The organism is Paenibacillus sp. (assembly GCF_031177825.1).
Classification (GTDB): Bacteria; Bacillota; Bacilli; order Paenibacillales; family YIM-B00363; genus Paenibacillus_AE.
Map to the genome: position 1 here is coordinate 17753 of NZ_JAPSKE010000016.1, position 16900 is coordinate 34652.

The following is a 16900-nucleotide window of genomic DNA, read 5'->3' on the forward strand; positions in this document are numbered from 1 at the left end:
AAAAGGGGAAACAGCCTTATGTCTATGGACTCATTGAAAGTGAAAATTATCCAGAAAGCCTGGGAAGACCCGCAATTTAAGACGCAGCTGCTGTCCGATCCGAAGAGCGCGCTGGAAGCTACGTTCGGCGTCAAGCTCCCGGAGGGCATCGAGCTCAAAGCGGTGGAGGAGACGCCGACGCAATTTTATTTAGTCCTGCCGCCCAACCCGGCCGATTTGAAGAGCGACGGCGGGTCGGACGAAGTGCAGTACGTATGGAGCTAGTCCTGCCCGATCCGAGGGAACCGAACGATCGCTTCGGTTCCTTCGCCTTTCTCGCTGCGAAACTCGAGGGTGCCATTCATCACTTCGATGATTCGGAATGTGACCATGAGCCCGAGTCCGGTCCCCTTGGTTTTCGTAGAAAAATACGGCTCGCCGAGCTTAGCGATCTGTTCCGTATCCATGCCCGACCCGTTATCCGCGATCCGAATGACGATCTCGGCCCCTTCCGCGTAAGCCTGCACCTCTATCTTCCCCTGCGCTTGGAACGACTCGATGCTGTTCTTCATCATATTGATCATCGCTTGCTTAAACTTGGAGACGTTGCCTAGCATGAGGAGACGATCGGATGCATGGACGTGAAGCGTTCCCCCGTGCAGGGTCACCATCGGCACCATAATCGTCTCGATATTGCGCAATTCTTGCTTGACGTCCATCGGCGCGACCGTGTCCTGCTCGGGCCTCGCGAACGTCAGGAAATCCGAAATGATGACGGACGCCCGATCCAACTCGCTAATGGCCAACGTGTAATGCCCTTTGGTATCTTCGCCGGCCTTGCGTAATAACAGCTGTAAGAAGCCCCTCGTCACCTGCAGCGGATTGCGGATTTCATGCGCGATCGACGCGGCCAAATCGCTAATGATCCGCATTCGCTCCGTCTTCTGCAGCTGGCGGCCGTGCAGCTCCAGCTCCCTCGAGTAGGCGAGCAGCGTGGAATAATCGGCGGCGATTCTGCGAACTAATGCGAGGACGAGGCTAAGGATCAGAAACATTAGGCCGAATTTCCACAAGAAAAACACATGCGGCCGATGAAGGACGGATAGCAAGACCAGATCGGCAATGCCGGACAAAGCGAATCCGAGAATGCCGCCCGAGAGAATAAGAGAATCCCGGTTCCCCCGGAACGCATTCCGAAACGCGAGCCCGATCGTAACGAGCAGTTGCAGCGCAATGAGCGGAGCCAGGATGTAAAACGTAAACAGCTTGTAGAAAAAGTAAAACGATTCGCCGACCCAAAGATGCGCGATCAAAACCAGGAAGCAGAATAGGTAGTAGCCGGCGAGCCATCGGACGGGCTTCTGAAAGAAGGCTGCCGATTTTTCGTTAAGATGGGTCGCGAAATAAAAGAGCGACGGAAACAAGATCAGCATGGATGCGTCGAATACGAAAAGCAGCAGCCGCCCGAGCTCCGGATAATAATAGAAGGGCAAGGACGAATAAGAAGCGATCAGCGTGCCCGTGGATAGGACGAACAGGCTGAGCGCCGCCGCATGTTTCCGATGCTTCCACAGCGAAAGTCCGGCAACCGCAAGCATGACGATGCCGAGGAACGAGATCGCGGCTCCGAACAATAGGTTCGGCATCTCCCTGCGTACGTTGTCCGACGACAAGGCTTCGAAAGCCCCGACGCGAACGGGGCTGGCGATTCCGGCGCGTTCCTTCGATTCGATTCGGATCAGGATCTCGCTCGCCTCGGAATTCGCCGTAAGCGGAACGAGCGCAATGTTACGTTCGAAATCGTAGCCGCGCGAAGCGCGAAAGATCGCTTCCCCGTTCTCGTATACGGCGTAGTCGAGTCCGTATAATCGCTGAATATACAGCCCCGGGCTTCGCCATTCGGAAGACGCCGGCACGGTCAGCCGGATCCATGCTCCGACGGCGCCGTCCGGAATCGTAGTGAGGGGACGGGTCACGGTCGCGGAATGCCAAGAACCGTTCGTAACGGGCGGTTCGCCGCGCGGCTCCGATGCGTCGATCCAACGGACGTCCCATTCCGTAACGGTCGTCTCGGAGACGATCGGCCGCTCCGCCTTCGGCAGGCCGAACCAAACGGCAAGTACGGCGCCGCATAACAGGAGTAAAACGATAGGAATTCGAAACGTTTGCATGTTGCACCTCTAGAAGAAATACGAACTATAAGGATACCTACCTTTTCGACAAGATTCGCGTCAATCCTGTTTCTTTCGACGAAAGATTGAGAAACTTTCCCAACTGCGAAGCTTCGACCGCGACTTCGGTTGCTTGCGGCGCCTCGATTCTGATACACTTTCGATAATATATTATTGATTCATCACTAACAGGGGGGAGGCTGGACGCTATGGCGAAGAGCGACACGGCTTCGGTAAACCGAAGGACGGACATTGTTTCGGCCGCGATCGAGGTATTTGCGGAGTCAGGGTATTACCGCACGACGACGATGCAGGTGGCCAAGCGGGCGGGGATATCGCAGCCGTATATTTTTCGGTTTTTCGCGACCAAGGAGGAGCTGCTGCTTGCCGCATTGGAAGCGTCTTGGCAGCGAATCGCCGACGCCTTCCGCCAAGTCGTCGCGACCGCGTCGCCCGATCGATTGGAGAGGGAGCTGATCGCCGCTTACGAAGAAATCATGACGGCGCGCCGCTCGGAGACGCTGCTCCAGATGCAGGCGCAGACGATGCGGGACGAGCCGATCCGTACGGCGATGCAGTCGGGCTTAAGAGACATCCGGGGGATCGTTCTGGAGGCGTTCAAAGACCGCGGGCTGCCGAATCCGGAGGAGCGCGCAAAGCTGTTCTTGGCGAAGGGGATGTTGTGCAACGTATCGATGGCCTTGGATCTGCCGGAGCTGATGGAGGGGTGAGAAGGAGGCCTCTCTTTTATCGAAAAATAGTGATTGATCAATCACTAACAATGCTGTATATTGATTTCGAGGAGTTAGTGATTGATCAATAACAAATCAAGTGGAGGTCGAAGGATGAAAAAGGCAATCGTACTTGGCGCGACCGGCGGAACCGGCGCCGCCATCGTGGAGGAGCTCGTGAATCGGGGCGTGAACGTCGTAGCGTTCGGGCGTTCCCGCGCCAAGCTGGAGTCGTTCGCGGCTAGGTTGGGTCATCCGAAGCATCTGACGCTGGCCGTCGGGGACGCGTTCCGGGCGGAGGACATCGAGGCGGCTTCGATTGGCGCGGACGTCCTGTTTCATTGCGCGAACGTGCCGTACCATGAGATGGCGGCGCGCTTGCTGCCGCTCGGCGAAGCGGTGATGTTGGCCGCCGATCGGCTCGGGTTGAAGGCGGTCGTCGTAGATGGGATTTATCCGTACGGAAGAAGGCAGGCGGAGTGGATCGACGAAGATCACCCGAAGGAGCCTCATACGCGAAAAGGCCGAATCCGGCTGCAGTTCGCCCGAATGATATTCGACAGCCGCTGGCAGCGCGCCAGGCCTCTCATCGTCCGATTGCCGGACTATTACGGTCCTACGGCGAACCAAGCTTCGTATCTGGGGGGCACGCTCGAAGCGGTCGCGAAGGGAAAGATCGGGTTCTTCATCGGGAACATGCGGGTGCCGCGCGAATATGTGTATTTGCCGGATGCGGCTCGCATGACGGTGGACATCGCCCTTCGCGAAGACGCCTACGGCGAAGAATGGAACATCCCCGGGGCCGGCGTCATCTCGGGGAACGAGATCGTCCGGCTCGCGAGGAAGGCGGCGGGATCGACGAAATCCGTCATCCCGTTGGGAAAGATCGGCTTATCGATCTTGGGAGCGTTCGCTCCGGTCATGAAGGAAGTGGTGGAGATGTTGTACCTTACGACGGAGCCGCTCCGCCTCAGCAGGGAAAAGTACGAGCGGCGCATCGGGCCGGTCCCGGCGACAGATTTCGAAGAGGGCATCGCCGAAACGGTTCGTCGGTTGAAGGTATAGGAGGCGTCTAAGCGGCACGGATGTTGCGGACGACGTTCGCGAAGAACAGGATCGTGCCGAGTACGATCAGTACGCCTCCGATCGGAACGAACAAGAGGAGCCCGGTCGCGCCGAAGATTAGCGCGGTCAATCCGCCCATCATGAGCGGCACGCCGATGTTATGCATCCAGAAGTGAAGCTTCCCAAGCAACCCTGCCGCCTCAGGGAACCGGCAATAGACCAGCCCCCCGATCGCCATGGACACCCATCCGATCAAGTTCAGATGCACGTGGACCGGGCTTAGCTCATAATGATCGGTCATCGACATCCCCATGCCCATGACGACGCCGACGACAAAGTAAAACGATGCGATTTGCAGCATGCGAACTCCCAATTTCAAACAAATCATCCTTTCCTTTCGCCGATAAATTACCTGCAATAGGTCCGCAGCAGACGTTCTTCCACGCCCAGCCGTTTCGCGATCGCGTAGAGCGAACCGAATATCGCCTTCTGCAGCCAGATCGGGATGCCGCTTATAAACGACTCTCCGAGTACGAATAGGACGGCCATCTCGAGCGCGTTGCGGGGGATGCCGCTCTTCGGGTGCACTCTCCCGTCCCGGGCCAGCCCGTAAGCGATTCGCAGCATCGGTTCGAATCGCCTAGCCGGCTCGATCTTCGTATAAAATACGATCGGGTCCGGACCCGGATTGAAAAATCGGTGTTTCGTCCCCGGCGGCGCCGAGACGGTCTCCCCGGGACGCAAGCTGCGCAGCAAGCCGTCCACCTCCAGGTGGAGCTCGCCCTCGACCGCCTCGAAATGTTCCGAATACGTCTGATGATAATGAAGACCGTTGCCGCCCCCCGGGGCCAGTTCCACCTTCACATATTCATAGGAGCCTCCGGACTCCGCCGCCGTCGTCAGGAAGGTGACCCGGTCTCGAACGAGGGGATTCTCGATAGTCCTCGGCATTGCATGCTGGTTCAAGTTACTTCGCCTCCTTTCCCTATTACCTTAGCAAGGATTCGAACGTTCGCGTACTATACCCAGGTATAATTTGTGAGTATACTTGGGGTAATGATGGAATCGGGCGGGGGAAGACGATGGGGATCGATGAGAGGGAGGACGCCTTCCTCGTCGGGAGGGAGAGGGAGAGGGCGCTGTTCGAGCGGTTTCTGAACGGAGATGGGGAATGCAAGCCGGTGTGGAGCCTGTACGGGACCGGGGGCGTCGGCAAGAGCACCTTGCTGGATGCGTTCCGTAGACAGGCGAGCAGGCGCGGGGCAGCGTTCTTCCTGCTGGACAGCCGGGAGGTCGGCCGGACCGGGGAAGCGTTCTGCGCGGCGTTGCTTGCCAGGATGGACCCTTCCTACGGAAAAGGCGAAACGAACGGCACCGCGCTCGACCGCGTCCTGGAACGAGTGCACCGACTGGCGTCGCAAGGCAAGGTCGTGCTCGCGATCGACACCTTCGAGGAGATAAGCTTCATGGAAAGCTGGCTTCGCGACGACTTCCTGCGCAGGCTGCCCCCGGAAGCGTTAGTCCTGCTGTCGGGGCGGTATCCGCTGCGAGGGCAGTGGCTAACGTCTCCGGCATGGCGGGAACGAACGCGCTGGCTCTCGATCGAACATCTGGCGAAAGAAGAGGTGTTGGATTACGCGGGGAAGTGCGGTCTGACCGGGCCTGGGCAGGGGGAGCGGCTGTGGGAACGGACGCAAGGCCACGGTCTCTCGCTTGCGCTGGCCGTCGCGGCGGAACAAATCGGCGGCGGAGGGCTGTTGGACTCCTCGGGCTGGTCTTCGGAGCTGGCCGCCCTATGGTTGAAGGAGGTGCCGGACGAGGAGCGACGCGATTTGATCGAGGCCGCTTCGATGCTGCGGTACTTCAATCAGGAGCTGTTGGAACATATTACGGAGCGCCGCGTCGGCGCGGCCGCCTTCTCCGACATCGCGGCGTTGAGCTTCGTCCGGAAAACCGGGAACGGTTGGCGATTGCACGACTTGATGAGGGAATCGACGCGCGCGCAGCTCAGGGAACGGGCGCCGGAAAAGTATCGGAAGCTCGTCGAACGCTGCGTCCTCTATTACGCGACGCTCATTCGGGAGTCTTACCGGAAGCGGGACGTCGCCGCCGAAGTGGGGGAACTGTTTTATTATATCGGCGATCAGAACATCCGGGCGTTCTTGAATGCCGCGGAAGAGCAGGAATATATGTGGGAGCCGCTGTCGACGGCCAACCTGAAGGAGGGGGTTCGGTACTTGCGGCGACGCCGGGACGATGCGAAGCCGGTCATCCGCAGGGGCGTCGATCCGGCCACGGGAGAGCTGCTGGAGCTAACGCTGAGCAAGGAGGAGATGCTGTATCCGATCGCCGGACTCGATTTGGCGGAATTGGCCGAGCTGGGGCCGCATACCGTTCAACTGATGAAACGAACCGACGGGGCCGTCTGCGGCTTGTCCGCGATGATTCCGATCGGGGCGCATACGATCGAATATTTGGAGAGGGATCCGTTCTCGGGTCCGTATTTCCGAAGCTTGACGCCCGCGGAACGCGTGGCGCTCGCCGTTCCGGGCCCGGAACCGGCCGGGTGGTTCATCCGGAGCATCGACATTCTGGATTGGCACGATTCCTCAATGCTCCTGGAGGCCGGGTCGCAAATGTACAACTATATGTGCGCCGGCAAATTGTTCGTCACCGCTCCGCCCCCGTTGGAGATGTTTCGCGAGTCGCACCTGGGTCTCGGCTTTCAGCTGTTGCCGCACGTCACGCACTGCTCGTATGACGGGAAGACGCCTGCGCCCGCGTTCGTGCTCGACACTCGGGGGGAGAAGCTGGAGGCGTTCTTGAACGCGATGCTGCGCCGCATCGGCGTCGAACTGGAACCGACGCGGAACGAAGGCGCCGCCCCGGGGGAACCCGCGCGCGCTCCGGAGGAGCAGGAGCGTCGGCTCGTCGCGCTCGGGCTGACGGAGCGGGAACGGGAGGTGGCGCGGCTCGTCATCGACGGCAGCTCGAACGCCGACATCGCGGCGCGCCTGTTCGTCACCGAAATTACGGTAAAGAAGCACTTAAGCTCGGTGTATGCGAAGACGCAAGTCAAGAATCGCGGGCAATTGATTAAGGCCATCTTGCAATGAAGGAGGACTCGGAATGCGGAACGATACAGTTTCTCCGGAAATGCAGGAACGGTTATACAAGCGGACATTGGCGATCGTCGTCGTCTCCCAGCTGTTCGGAGGCGCGGGGCTGGCGGCGGGCGTGACGGTCGGCGCGCTCCTGGCCCGGGATATGCTCGGCACGGACAGCGCGGCGGGCATCCCGTCCGCCTTGCTTACGCTCGGCTCCGCGGCGGCGGCGCTGCTCGTCGGCCGGCTCTCGCAGCGATCCGGCCGCCGCATCGGGCTGGGGACGGGCTTCTTGGCCGGGGGCGTCGGCGCGATCGGGATCGTCGTCGCCGCCGTCATGCATAGCATTCCGTTGTTATTCGCTTGCTTGCTGATTTACGGCGTAGGCTCCGCGACGAACCTGCAAGCGAGGTATGCGGGGACCGACTTGGCGAAGCCCGGGCAACGGGCGAAGGCGGTCAGCGTCTCATTAGTGTCTACCACGTTCGGCGCCGTCGCGGGACCGAATCTGGTCGGACCGATGGGAGGCGTCGCGACGTCGATCGGCATCCCGGCGCTCGCGGGTCCGTTCCTCCTTGCCGCAGCGGCCTATGCGCTGGCCGGCTTCGTCTTCTTGGCGTTCCTGCGCCCGGACCCGTTCCTCGTCGCGAAGACGATCGAGGACGCTCGGGCGAAGGCGGATCGAAGCGGCGGCGTCCCGGGGGATTCGTCGCATTCCCCGATCGGGAACCGCAGAGGGATCGTCGTCGGCGCGTCCGTGATGATCCTGACGCAGATCGTTATGGTCGCCATCATGACGATGACGCCGATCCATATGGAGCATCATGGGTTCGGCTTAAGCGATGTGGGACTCGTCATCGGGTTCCACATCGGCGCGATGTATCTTCCCTCCCTCGCGACCGGCGCGCTCGTCGATAAGCTCGGACGGACGACGATGTCGATCGCGGCCGGCGCCGTTCTGTTATCCGCCGGGATCGTAGCCGCTCTCGCGCCGGGACATTCGATCGGAAGTCTGATCGCCGCGCTTGTATTGCTTGGGCTCGGGTGGAATTTCGGACTGATCAGCGGCACGACGCTGATCGTCGACGCGACCCATCCGTCCACCCGCGCGAAGACGCAAGGAACGATCGACGTCTCGATCGCTCTGGCCGGGGCGTCGGGCGGCGCCTTGTCCGGTCTGGTCGTGGAGCATGCCGGCTTCGCCGCGCTATCTCTTGCCGGGGGCCTGCTTGCCTTGCTGCTGCTGCCGGTCGTGATCTGGTCGGAGGCCGGGAGAAGAGCCGGAGCGCGCTCGTGACGAAGCGGGCGGCGCGCTCGAACGAGGTTGTCACGATTTTCGCCGGGAAGTCATGAATTGGAGTCATATTGTCATGACTTTCGGGCGGAGCCGACCGCGCGCCTGCGCAGAGGGGGACGCGAATTTCCCGGCAACGGCAAAGGGTTCCCGTCTCGCTTCGGGGAGGTTATAGCCGATTATACCTATGATAATCAAGGCGAACCGTGTCATTTTCCCCTATAGGTAGTGCTCCGAACGTCCCTTCACAATCGTAGGCTGTTTGGTAAAATAAGGTATATTTGAATGGGGGTCAATTATAGACATAGGAAATATTACGGAGGATAGGTGAAAGAAACATGCCGTTAACCGCAGTCGTCTCGGAGGATGAAAGAATGCAAGTCAAGAGACTGCTGAAGGCCTACCCGTCGATGAAGGCAGCAGTGGACATTAGCGTATGGGATCAGGGAGCCGCGATGGCCGAGTATGCCGGGAAGTGCAAGGCGATCGAACGCGCGTTGGAGGCTTTGCCCTATGAAGGGAGGGAAATTATAACGAAATGTTTCTTGGAACAGAAGAAGGACAAGTACATCTACGAATTCGTGTTGAAAATTCCTAAGAGCACATATGACTTATACAAGTCCAGAGCCATACATACCTTGTCCTCCATCCTGAAAGCGGCAAACATCGTATGACATATAAGGCAAGAAACCGAGCTTCCGCCGAGGAAGCTTTTTTTTGCGCCTGTTTTGGGCTTTTTTTGGGCGAATTTTGGATGGAATTCGTATGAACGCGATACCGATTGTAGGCGGACGTCCGCTTACACTAAATAGGAACGAACGATCCAGCCATCCGGGAGAGCGGGTGGCTTTTCTAATGGAGGTGAAAGGAGAGGGGCATATGTTCGCCGACTTGCATGCGATCGCGGCTTTCTGCGGGGAGCTCGTCGAAGCGCAAACGTATATCGGGGATATCCCGGAGACGAAGGCGATTCCGTCGCTATGCTTCCCGCCGCCGCGCATCGCGGACGGCCCCGGCTCGGTGTCTTCGTTCCGCAAGACGTATACGCTTGCGATCCGGGTGATCCAAGCGACCGACAGCCAAGCGTTCTTGGCGGCGGAGCGCATCGCGGACGGCATTCGGTATGCGCGGTACCGGATTCCCGAGCTGGACGAAGTAGGGAACGCGACCGGCGGTTATTTGCGGATCGATCGATTGGAGCTGCGGATGGCCGGCACCGGCGAAGCGGAGTTGGCGGCGGAATGGTCCCGCCAATCGAGCTATTCGAGAGAGAGTTATGCACGCATAAATACATTGCATGTCGCTGGGAGGTTGAAGAACGATGGGGAAGCAGCGGAATAACGACGTCGACGCGCATCCGGCGGAAGCGTCGGAGTCGGCGGCGTCGGCGAACGAGGACCGGAAGCCGGCCGAGTCGGCGGAGAAACGGTTCACGGCCGTCAGCCTAAGAAGCCATGCCAGGCAGTTGTTCGGGGTAAATCCGGAAACCGTCGACGGCGCGCTGCACGGCAGCGCAGGGGAGTTCACCGTGAAGGAAGCGCAGGCGAAAATCAAAGCATTTTTGAAACGGGAGGTCAAGTGAGATGGCGGGAGGAACTTGGACGTTAGGCGTGGAGAAGGTGCGGCCGGGGTTGTATATGAATTTCAAGATCGCGGCGCTCGAGCGGATCAAATCCGGCGAGCGAGGGACGGTCACGATCCCGCTCGTCTTGAAATGGGGACAGCCGAAGACGTTCCTGCGCATCGAGAAGGACAGCGACGCGATGGAGCTGCTCGGCTACGACATCAACGACGAGGAGATGCTCCTCGTTCGCGAAGCGAAGAAGCGGGCGAAGACGCTGCTCGTCTATCGGTTGAACGACGGGAACAAGGCGACGGGGTCGTTCGGCACGGCGCCGAACGTGACGACGGCGACCGCGATCTACGCGGGCACGAGGGGCAACGACGTGCTCATCACCGCCGAGGACGACCCCTCGAGCGAGAGCGGCATGCTGGTGAAGACGCTCGTCGACGGCAGAGTCGTCGACCAGCAGGTCGTGAGCGCGGCGGCCGACTTGAAGGCCAACGCGTGGGTGACGTTCTCGGGCGCGGGCACGGTGTCCAGCACGCCGGGCACGGCGCTGACGGGCGGCACGAACGCGGCCGCGATCGGCGCGGACCATACCGAATATTTGGAGCGGACGGAGACGCAGCACTTCGAGGTGATCGCGTACCCGTACGAAGACGACGAGCTGAAGGTATCGTTCATCTCGTACATTCGCCGGATGCGCGAAGAGGAAGGGAAGAAAATCCAGGGCGTCGTCGCCGGCAAAGTGTCCGAAGGCGTATTCCAGAACATCGCCGATTACGAAGGCATCGTCAGCGTGGGCAACGGCGTCGTGCTGCTTGACGGGACCGCCCTGAGCAAGGAGCAAGCCGTCGCGTGGGTCGCCGGGGCGACGGCGGGCGCATCGATCGTTCAGTCCAACACATACAGCGCCTACGAAGGCGCGGCGGACGCGAATCCGCGCCTGAAGAACAGCCAGGTGATCGACGCGCTGAAGAAGGGACAGTTCGTCTTCGTGCACGACGGGGTCAAGGTGAAGGTCGAGCAGGACATCAACTCGCTCGTCTCCTATTCGCAGACGCGCAACGGGCGGTTCTCCAAGAACCGGGTCGTTCGCGTGTTGGACGCGATCGCGAACGACTTCGCCCGCGTCGCGAACGACAGCTATATCGGCAAGATCGACAACAACGCCGACGGTCACGCCCTGCTCAAGGCGGCGGCGAATCAATACTTGCGCGATCTGCAGGATGCCGGCGCGATTCAGAACGTCGACTTCGACAACGACTTCGCGATCGACAAGACTCGCTCGGTCGGCGACGAGGTGTACGTCAACCTGTCCGTGCAGCCGGTGGACAGCATGGAGAAATTTTTCTTTACCGTGGAGGTGCGATAAGCGATGGCGAAGTTTCGCGCGGACAATACGATCAACGGCCGGGAAGCGAGATTGTTCCTCGACAGCGAGGAGATCGGCTACGCCAAGTCGTTCGAGGCGACGATCGAGAAGAACAAGGTGGACATTCCCGTGCTCGGGAATCGCTGGCTCGGCAAGAAGACGACCAGCCTGAGCGGCACGGGGACGTTGACGCTGTACAAGGTGACTTCGAAATTTTCGAAGATGCTGCTGGAATACGCGACGACGGGCAAGGACGTCTACTTCACGCTGCAGGGCGTGCTCGACGACCCGGGAGCGGGTCGCGGGACGGAGCGGATTACGTTGATCCACTGCAATATCGACTCGGTGAAGATCGGTCAATTCAACGTCGAAGCGGAAGCGCTGGAGGAAGAAATTCCGTTCACGTTCGAAGGCGCCGAAATTCCGGAAGCGCTGAAGGATACGTTCGAATAACGATTTCAATCCCTTGAAGGAGGCACGCGCGATGGCAGCCACGGCAACGAAATCGATGGATCTGTTCATGAAGGGCAAGGCGAAGCAAGTCGTGTTGGAAGAGGTCGTCGTCTCGAAGCGGTACGTGGACGAAGAAGGCAATCCGATCCCGTTCACGCTGAAGGCGGTCGACACGAAGCGGATCGAGGAGCTGCAGGACGAATGCACCGTGCCCCAGTTCAAGAAGGGGAAGAAGGTCGGCGAGGAGATCGACTGGAAGCGATTCGCCTGCCGACTGGCCGTCGAGACGACGGTATACCCGAACTTCCGGGACCCAGAGCTGCTGAACAGCTACGGCATCGTCGACCCATGCGAGCTCGTGAAGGAGATCTTGAACGTAGGCGGCGAATACGCCGAGCTTATTCAGGCGGTCCAACGGGTCAACGGCTTCGATACGGACTTCGAAGAGCTGGTGGATGAAGCAAAAAACTGATTCGCAGTGGCGATTACCATGCGTTAGTATCCCACCGGGTGTGGCAGAAGCACCACCTTCTCCCGCAGGAGCTGTGGAGCATGGACGATTACCACCGCGCATTCATTTACGCTTCCGAGTTTCTCGAGATGGAGTCCGAACGGAAGGCGGAACGCGCGGCGAGACGCGGGTAGCGGGACGCGCCCGCCGCGTCGGAAGGAGGCGAAGCGGCACCTATGGCAGCGGCCAATGCGGTAGTCATGGCCGGAAGGGCGTACGCCGCGAAACAAGTAAGGCAAAAAGGGGCGGCGGCGATGGCCGGCGGCGCGAAGTCGAGGTTCGGTTCCTTGCGCAACGTACGGAACAAGACCGGCACCGGCGCGGCGGCGCTGTCCCCGTCGCTCATATCGGCGTTGGCTCCGGCCGCGTCGCAAGCGGCGCAGACCGCGGCCCCGACGGCGGCATCGCCGGCCGCGGCGCCGGCGACTGCTCCCGGATTGTGGAGCAAGGTCAAAGGCAAGTGGACGAAGACGCAAGAGCAATGGACGAAGCTGCAGGGGCATGCGAAGCAGATGGGGGACGCCATCGGCGCGCTGGGCGTCGGGGCGAAGCTGAAGAGCTTCGGCGACGCGACGCTCGGCGCGGCGGCGGACTTGGAGTCGAGCCGCATCGGCTTCGACTTCCTGATGAGCAAGCTGAATGCCGGAGCCGGGAAAGGGAAGGGCAAAGGGCCGGCAAGCGCCAAGGAGCTCGAACAGTCGATCGCCGATTACTGGACGGCGCTGCGGGAGAACGCGCAGATGACGGCCTTCTCGGCGAACGACGTGCTCGCCGGCGGGATGAAGGCGATCAAGCTGACGAAGGGCGACGCGAAGCAAGCGATGCAGCTCGTGAAGCTGGCCGAGGACATGGCGGCGTTCAATCCCGGGAAGTCGGTCAAGGAAGCGATGGCCGCCCTCTCGGCGGCGAAGACGCACGATTACTCCAAGATGAAGGAGTTCGGGCTCGAGTTCAAGAAGGGCAGCTGGAATTCGTTCCTGAAGACCGCCGACGCGTGGTTCCAGGGCGGCGGAGAGAAGTTGAACGCTTCGGCGAACGGCATGTGGGAGATCGTCACCGAAGGGGTGAAGGCGTCACTGCACAACGCTGGCGTCGCCGCGCTCGAACAGGTGAAGCCCGTCATGCTGCGGCTCGTCAATTGGCTGAGCGGCGGCGGCTTCAAGAAGCTGGAGTCGATCGCCGCGAAGACGGTGGACGTGTTCGTTAAGGTGTTCCTGTGGATGGCGGACGTGCTTGGACCGGTGTTCGGGTGGCTCGAGCAGGCGCTGGATTGGATCGGCGCGAACTTCGAGACGCTGCGGCCGATCCTGAACGGGCTGATCGCCGCGTTCGCGGCGTTCGCCGTCATCTCGACGGTCATGTCCGTCATCTCCGGCATCGGCACGGCCGTCGCGCTGCTGGCGAACCCTATTTTTTGGGTCGTCGCCGCCATCGGCCTGCTGACCGCGGCTTGGACCGGCAACTGGCTGGGCATTCGGGATAAGACGGCGAGCGCGATCGACTGGATCGTCTCGTCGTATCGGTCGCTGAAGGCAGGCATCGAGCGTTTCGTCCAAGAGGCGAAGCAGCTGTTCAAGGACCTCGGCGCCTGGGCGAAGCAGCTCTGGCAGGACGCCGGCGCCGTTCTCGAGCGGATGGGCCAGGCATTGGGCAAGGCGTTCCAGTCGATTCGCGCGACCGTCGTCGGCGCGCTGACTTGGATATATAACTTCCACGCGATGGCGTGGGGAGGGATGTGGCGGATCGTCGCCGGCGCAGCTTCGTTCTTTATCGATACGATCGGCTCCGCGTTCGGGACGATCCGAAGCATCGTATCCGACGCCTTCGGTACGCTCCTCGACATCGGCCGGGCCGGTATGGAGCTGCTGCGCGGCATCTTCGCCGGCGTATGGCAGGGCGCGGCCGGCGACCATGCGGGCGCCGTGAAGACGATCTCGCAGGCGGTCCTCGGCGCGTTCGGCAAGGTCGGCGCGCTGCTGTCGGGCTTCGCCGATCGGGCGAAGAACCATGCCTCGAGCTTCGTCCTCGGTTATGTTTCGGGGCTGATGAATTTCGGTCAGACCGTGGAACGAGCCGTGACGCCGATGAGGGACGCGCTCATGTCCGTCCTGCGGAGCGTCGCCGACTTCGCCGTCGCGGCGGGGAAGCGCATCGAAGCCGGCTTCTTCGCCTTCGTCGACGCGGTCGGTCAAGGCTTAGCGTGGTTCGACCGGACGCTGACGCAAATCCAAACCGACGTGCTCCTCTTCGGCATCCGGCTCGCGCTCGCATTCGATCGGGCGATGACGGCCGCCGGCGACTATTTGTCCAAGAAGCTGAAGGAGATCGAAGAAGGCTTCTGGGCGACCCTGCGCCGTATCGGGGAGGCGATCGACCAAGGCTTCCAGTCGTTCGTCGCTTGGGCGACCTCCGGCATGGAGCGACTCTGGGCCGCGATCTCTCCGGCACTCCAAGCGATCGGCGAATTCGGCTACCTCATGATGGGCATCGCCATCGGCGCGTTCCTGTGGGGACTGCGCATCGTCTACGACCTCCTGACCGGGTTCCTCGATACGGCCGTGTCGTTCGGGGAGCGGTTCATGACCGGCTTGGTCGAAGGGCTGCAGCAGATGTGGGCCCCGCTGTATCAGAAGGTCATGGCCATCCGGGATTCGATCGCGAGCCTGTTCGGCGGAACGACGGCGGAGATGACCGTGTCGGTTCAGACGGTGCACGGCAGCCACCGGACGGGGCTCGCCCGCGTGCCGTTCGACGGGTACATCGCGCAGCTGCACCGCGGCGAAATGGTGTTGACCTCCGAGCAGGCGGATCGGTACCGAGGCGGTCAGCTGTCCGCGGAGCAGCGTTCCGCGATGCTGCAGCCGTACGGCGCGGCCGGCGCGGCGCCGACTCCGGCGACGAAGTCGGTGGCGATCTCGAATCTGATCGGCGAGATGCATGTCCACGACGAAGCGGACGAGAACCGGTTCATCGAGAAGCTGAAGCGGATGCTGGAAGAGGACTTGTTGACGGAAGGGGAGGGCGTCTATGCCGGTTGAGTTTTGGTTCACTTACAACAACGGCGAAGAGACGCTCCGGCTCCCCGTGAATCCCTCCGAATGGAAGGTGTCCGCCGGCTCCGCGAACGAGACGGTATCCGTCCAGAAGCTGGGACAGGTGACCGTCATCCAGAACCCCGTCCTGCGGACGTACGAATTGTCCTCCCATTTCCCCCGACATTACGGGCCTTATTGCGCTTATCGAGACATTCCGCCTCCCCGGAGAGGGATCGATCAGCTGGAGAAGTGGAAGAACAGCGGATTCCCGGTGCAGTTCGTCGTCATTACGTCGGAGCAGCATAAGGAAATCACCGTTCCGGTCACGATCGAATCGCTCTCGTACCGGGAGATCGCCGGAGACGTCGGCAGCATCTATTACGAGCTGACGCTGCGGGAGTTCAAATACACGAAGCCGCGCACCGTGGAGACGAAGCAGGAGAGCGGCGAGACGGTGGCCGAGATCAGCAACAAGGGACAGCGTCCCAAGGCGTCGGTGAAGCCGAAGACGTATACGGTGAAGGCGGGCGACACGTTGTGGGCGATCGATCGCCGCGTCGGCGTGCCGTACGAGAAGATCGCCGCCGCCAACGGGATCAAGCCGCCGTATACGATCCGGCCGAACCAGGTGTTGGTGATCCCATGATCCAACTGCTGCTCGCCTTGGAGAACGGAACGGTCGACATGACCGAATTGGTGGAGACCGTCGAATGGTCGGGGAACGCGCAGAAGGCGGTCCGCAAGCTGACGGTCGGCCTGCTGCATCTCTCGGAGAACGGAAGCGTCCCGCCTCCGGTTCCGAACGGAACCGGCGTGCTGTTCCGGTACGGGGAGGAGGAGCTGTTCCGGGGCAACGTCTTCAACGCCGATTACAAGCCCGGCAAGCTCGGCCTGACCTGCTACGACCAGATGATTTATTTGACGAACAACAAGGATTCCTATGTATTCAAAAGCATGAAGGCGTCGGCGGTGCTCGCGAAGCTGTGCGCGGACTTCTCGATTCCGATCGGTTCGATCAAGGATACCGAGTACGTCATCCCGTATATGGTGTGCGACGAAGAGACGCTCTTCGATATGGCGAAGAAGGCGCTCGGGATTACGTATCGCCACCAGGGGGTGCGGTACTCGCTCTTTTCCCGGGAGGGGAAGGTGCAGCTGGTGCCTTACAAGGAGAATACCCGAAAATGGGTCATCGAGTCCGGGCTGAATTTGGTCGATTACTCGTACGTCGAATCGATCGAGAATACCGTCACGAAAGTGAAGCTGCAGGGCGGGGAGGAGAAGCAAACCTTGGTCGCCACCGCCGAGAACAAGTCGCTTCAGAAGCAGTTCGGCGTGCTGCAGCACTACGAGAAAATCAAGGATAAACAAAACCGGGCGCAGCTGCAGGAGGCGGCGAACCGGATGCTGGCGGAGAAAGGAAAGGCGACGAAGACGCTGCGGCTGGACGAAGCGCTCGGCATCGCCGAGGTCGTCTCGGGCACGACGATCGTCGCGAAGGTGCCGGAGCTCGGCATCGAGCGGACGTACGCCGTCGAAGAGGACGCTCACCGGTTCAAGGGCAAATATCATTCGATGTCGCTGACGTTGACGGAGATGACGTAAGGGGGAGTCGCGC

At 60.8% G+C, this 16900-nt stretch carries 17 protein-coding genes; 14 read left to right on the plus strand and 3 right to left on the minus strand.

The window, feature by feature from the left end:
- Window positions 1-18: 18 nt before the first annotated feature.
- The gene (locus tag RIN49_RS17940; RefSeq protein ID WP_309121530.1) at window positions 19-264 is read left to right on the plus strand and encodes an NHLP leader peptide family RiPP precursor; all 246 of its coding nucleotides are present in this window, start codon (window positions 19-21) and stop codon (window positions 262-264) included.
- Here the strand turns inward: RIN49_RS17940 and RIN49_RS17945 are convergent.
- Window positions 261-2150 carry an ATP-binding protein gene (locus RIN49_RS17945; RefSeq protein WP_309121531.1) on the minus strand — a complete coding sequence of 630 codons (1890 nt, stop codon included), beginning with the start codon at window positions 2148-2150 and terminating at the stop codon, window positions 261-263. The two genes, RIN49_RS17940 and RIN49_RS17945, sit on opposite strands and share 4 nt — an antisense overlap.
- Before the next feature lie 209 nt (window positions 2151-2359).
- Here RIN49_RS17945 and RIN49_RS17950 point away from each other — a divergent pair, with 209 nt between their 5' ends.
- Together RIN49_RS17950 and RIN49_RS17955 are read left to right on the plus strand one after the other, a co-directional pair.
- A complete protein-coding gene (locus RIN49_RS17950; RefSeq protein ID WP_309121532.1) occupies window positions 2360-2881 on the plus strand; it encodes a TetR/AcrR family transcriptional regulator in 522 nt (173 codons plus the stop codon).
- Window positions 2882-2995: 114 nt separating this feature from the next.
- Window positions 2996-3946 carry an SDR family NAD(P)-dependent oxidoreductase gene (locus RIN49_RS17955; protein ID WP_309121533.1) on the plus strand — a complete coding sequence of 317 codons (951 nt, stop codon included), beginning with the start codon at window positions 2996-2998 and terminating at the stop codon, window positions 3944-3946.
- Between the two features lie 7 nt (window positions 3947-3953).
- On the opposite strand, the gene RIN49_RS17960 is transcribed toward RIN49_RS17955, so the two are convergent.
- Entirely contained in the window at window positions 3954-4325 is a 372-nt protein-coding gene (locus tag RIN49_RS17960; protein ID WP_309121534.1) for a cytochrome-c oxidase, read from the minus strand.
- A gap of 29 nt (window positions 4326-4354) precedes the next feature.
- On the minus strand, window positions 4355-4912 hold the full coding sequence (locus RIN49_RS17965; protein WP_309121535.1) for a cupin domain-containing protein: 558 nt from the start codon (window positions 4910-4912) through the stop codon (window positions 4355-4357).
- A gap of 116 nt (window positions 4913-5028) precedes the next feature.
- Between RIN49_RS17965 and RIN49_RS17970 the strand changes: the two genes are divergently transcribed.
- The 11 genes from RIN49_RS17970 to RIN49_RS18020 all read left to right on the plus strand — a co-directional run bounded on the left by RIN49_RS17970 (window position 5029) and on the right by RIN49_RS18020 (window position 16887).
- Window positions 5029-7062, plus strand: coding sequence for a LuxR C-terminal-related transcriptional regulator (locus RIN49_RS17970; RefSeq protein ID WP_309121536.1), 2034 nt, complete (start codon window positions 5029-5031; stop codon window positions 7060-7062).
- A 13-nt stretch (window positions 7063-7075) separates the two neighbouring features.
- Window positions 7076-8347, plus strand: a complete 1272-nt coding sequence (locus RIN49_RS17975) for an MFS transporter (RefSeq protein WP_309121537.1) — start codon at window positions 7076-7078, stop codon at window positions 8345-8347.
- 371 nt (window positions 8348-8718) lie between these two features.
- Window positions 8719-9018 (plus strand): hypothetical protein, encoded by a 300-nt coding sequence (locus RIN49_RS17980; protein WP_309121538.1) that lies wholly within the window; start codon window positions 8719-8721, stop codon window positions 9016-9018.
- Between the two features lie 181 nt (window positions 9019-9199).
- Entirely contained in the window at window positions 9200-9685 is a 486-nt protein-coding gene (locus RIN49_RS17985; RefSeq protein WP_309121539.1) for a hypothetical protein, read from the plus strand.
- Window positions 9666-9926 carry a YqzN/YkzM domain-containing protein gene (locus tag RIN49_RS17990; protein WP_309121540.1) on the plus strand — a complete coding sequence of 87 codons (261 nt, stop codon included), beginning with the start codon at window positions 9666-9668 and terminating at the stop codon, window positions 9924-9926. Before RIN49_RS17985 ends, RIN49_RS17990 begins: the two co-directional genes overlap by 20 nt.
- 1 nt (window position 9927) lies before the next feature.
- Window positions 9928-11283 (plus strand): phage tail sheath family protein, encoded by a 1356-nt coding sequence (locus RIN49_RS17995; RefSeq protein WP_309121541.1) that lies wholly within the window; start codon window positions 9928-9930, stop codon window positions 11281-11283.
- A 3-nt stretch (window positions 11284-11286) separates the two neighbouring features.
- The gene (locus RIN49_RS18000) at window positions 11287-11736 is read left to right on the plus strand and encodes a phage tail tube protein (RefSeq protein ID WP_309121542.1); all 450 of its coding nucleotides are present in this window, start codon (window positions 11287-11289) and stop codon (window positions 11734-11736) included.
- A gap of 31 nt (window positions 11737-11767) precedes the next feature.
- A complete protein-coding gene (locus tag RIN49_RS18005; protein ID WP_309121543.1) occupies window positions 11768-12208 on the plus strand; it encodes a phage tail assembly chaperone in 441 nt (146 codons plus the stop codon).
- Window positions 12209-12423: 215 nt separating this feature from the next.
- Window positions 12424-15285, plus strand: a complete 2862-nt coding sequence (locus RIN49_RS18010) for a phage tail protein (RefSeq protein ID WP_309121544.1) — start codon at window positions 12424-12426, stop codon at window positions 15283-15285.
- A complete protein-coding gene (locus RIN49_RS18015) occupies window positions 15275-15928 on the plus strand; it encodes a LysM peptidoglycan-binding domain-containing protein (RefSeq protein WP_309121545.1) in 654 nt (217 codons plus the stop codon). Before RIN49_RS18010 ends, RIN49_RS18015 begins: the two co-directional genes overlap by 11 nt.
- Window positions 15925-16887, plus strand: coding sequence for an XkdQ/YqbQ family protein (locus RIN49_RS18020; protein WP_309121546.1), 963 nt, complete (start codon window positions 15925-15927; stop codon window positions 16885-16887). Before RIN49_RS18015 ends, RIN49_RS18020 begins: the two co-directional genes overlap by 4 nt.
- The last annotated feature ends 13 nt before the right edge of the window (window positions 16888-16900 follow it).

Coding starts and splice junctions, on each gene's coding strand:
- RIN49_RS17940 (WP_309121530.1), top strand. CDS start 19: ATGTCTATGGACTCATTGAAAGTGAAAATTATCCAGAAAGCCTGGGAA.
- RIN49_RS17945 (WP_309121531.1), bottom strand. CDS start 2,150: ATGCAAACGTTTCGAATTCCTATCGTTTTACTCCTGTTATGCGGCGCC.
- RIN49_RS17950 (WP_309121532.1), top strand. CDS start 2,360: ATGGCGAAGAGCGACACGGCTTCGGTAAACCGAAGGACGGACATTGTT.
- RIN49_RS17955 (WP_309121533.1), top strand. CDS start 2,996: ATGAAAAAGGCAATCGTACTTGGCGCGACCGGCGGAACCGGCGCCGCC.
- RIN49_RS17970 (WP_309121536.1), top strand. CDS start 5,029: ATGGGGATCGATGAGAGGGAGGACGCCTTCCTCGTCGGGAGGGAGAGG.
- RIN49_RS17975 (WP_309121537.1), top strand. CDS start 7,076: ATGCGGAACGATACAGTTTCTCCGGAAATGCAGGAACGGTTATACAAG.
- RIN49_RS17980 (WP_309121538.1), top strand. CDS start 8,719: ATGCAAGTCAAGAGACTGCTGAAGGCCTACCCGTCGATGAAGGCAGCA.
- RIN49_RS17985 (WP_309121539.1), top strand. CDS start 9,200: ATGGAGGTGAAAGGAGAGGGGCATATGTTCGCCGACTTGCATGCGATC.
- RIN49_RS17990 (WP_309121540.1), top strand. CDS start 9,666: ATGGGGAAGCAGCGGAATAACGACGTCGACGCGCATCCGGCGGAAGCG.
- RIN49_RS17995 (WP_309121541.1), top strand. CDS start 9,928: ATGGCGGGAGGAACTTGGACGTTAGGCGTGGAGAAGGTGCGGCCGGGG.
- RIN49_RS18000 (WP_309121542.1), top strand. CDS start 11,287: ATGGCGAAGTTTCGCGCGGACAATACGATCAACGGCCGGGAAGCGAGA.
- RIN49_RS18005 (WP_309121543.1), top strand. CDS start 11,768: ATGGCAGCCACGGCAACGAAATCGATGGATCTGTTCATGAAGGGCAAG.
- RIN49_RS18010 (WP_309121544.1), top strand. CDS start 12,424: ATGGCAGCGGCCAATGCGGTAGTCATGGCCGGAAGGGCGTACGCCGCG.
- RIN49_RS18015 (WP_309121545.1), top strand. CDS start 15,275: ATGCCGGTTGAGTTTTGGTTCACTTACAACAACGGCGAAGAGACGCTC.
- RIN49_RS18020 (WP_309121546.1), top strand. CDS start 15,925: ATGATCCAACTGCTGCTCGCCTTGGAGAACGGAACGGTCGACATGACC.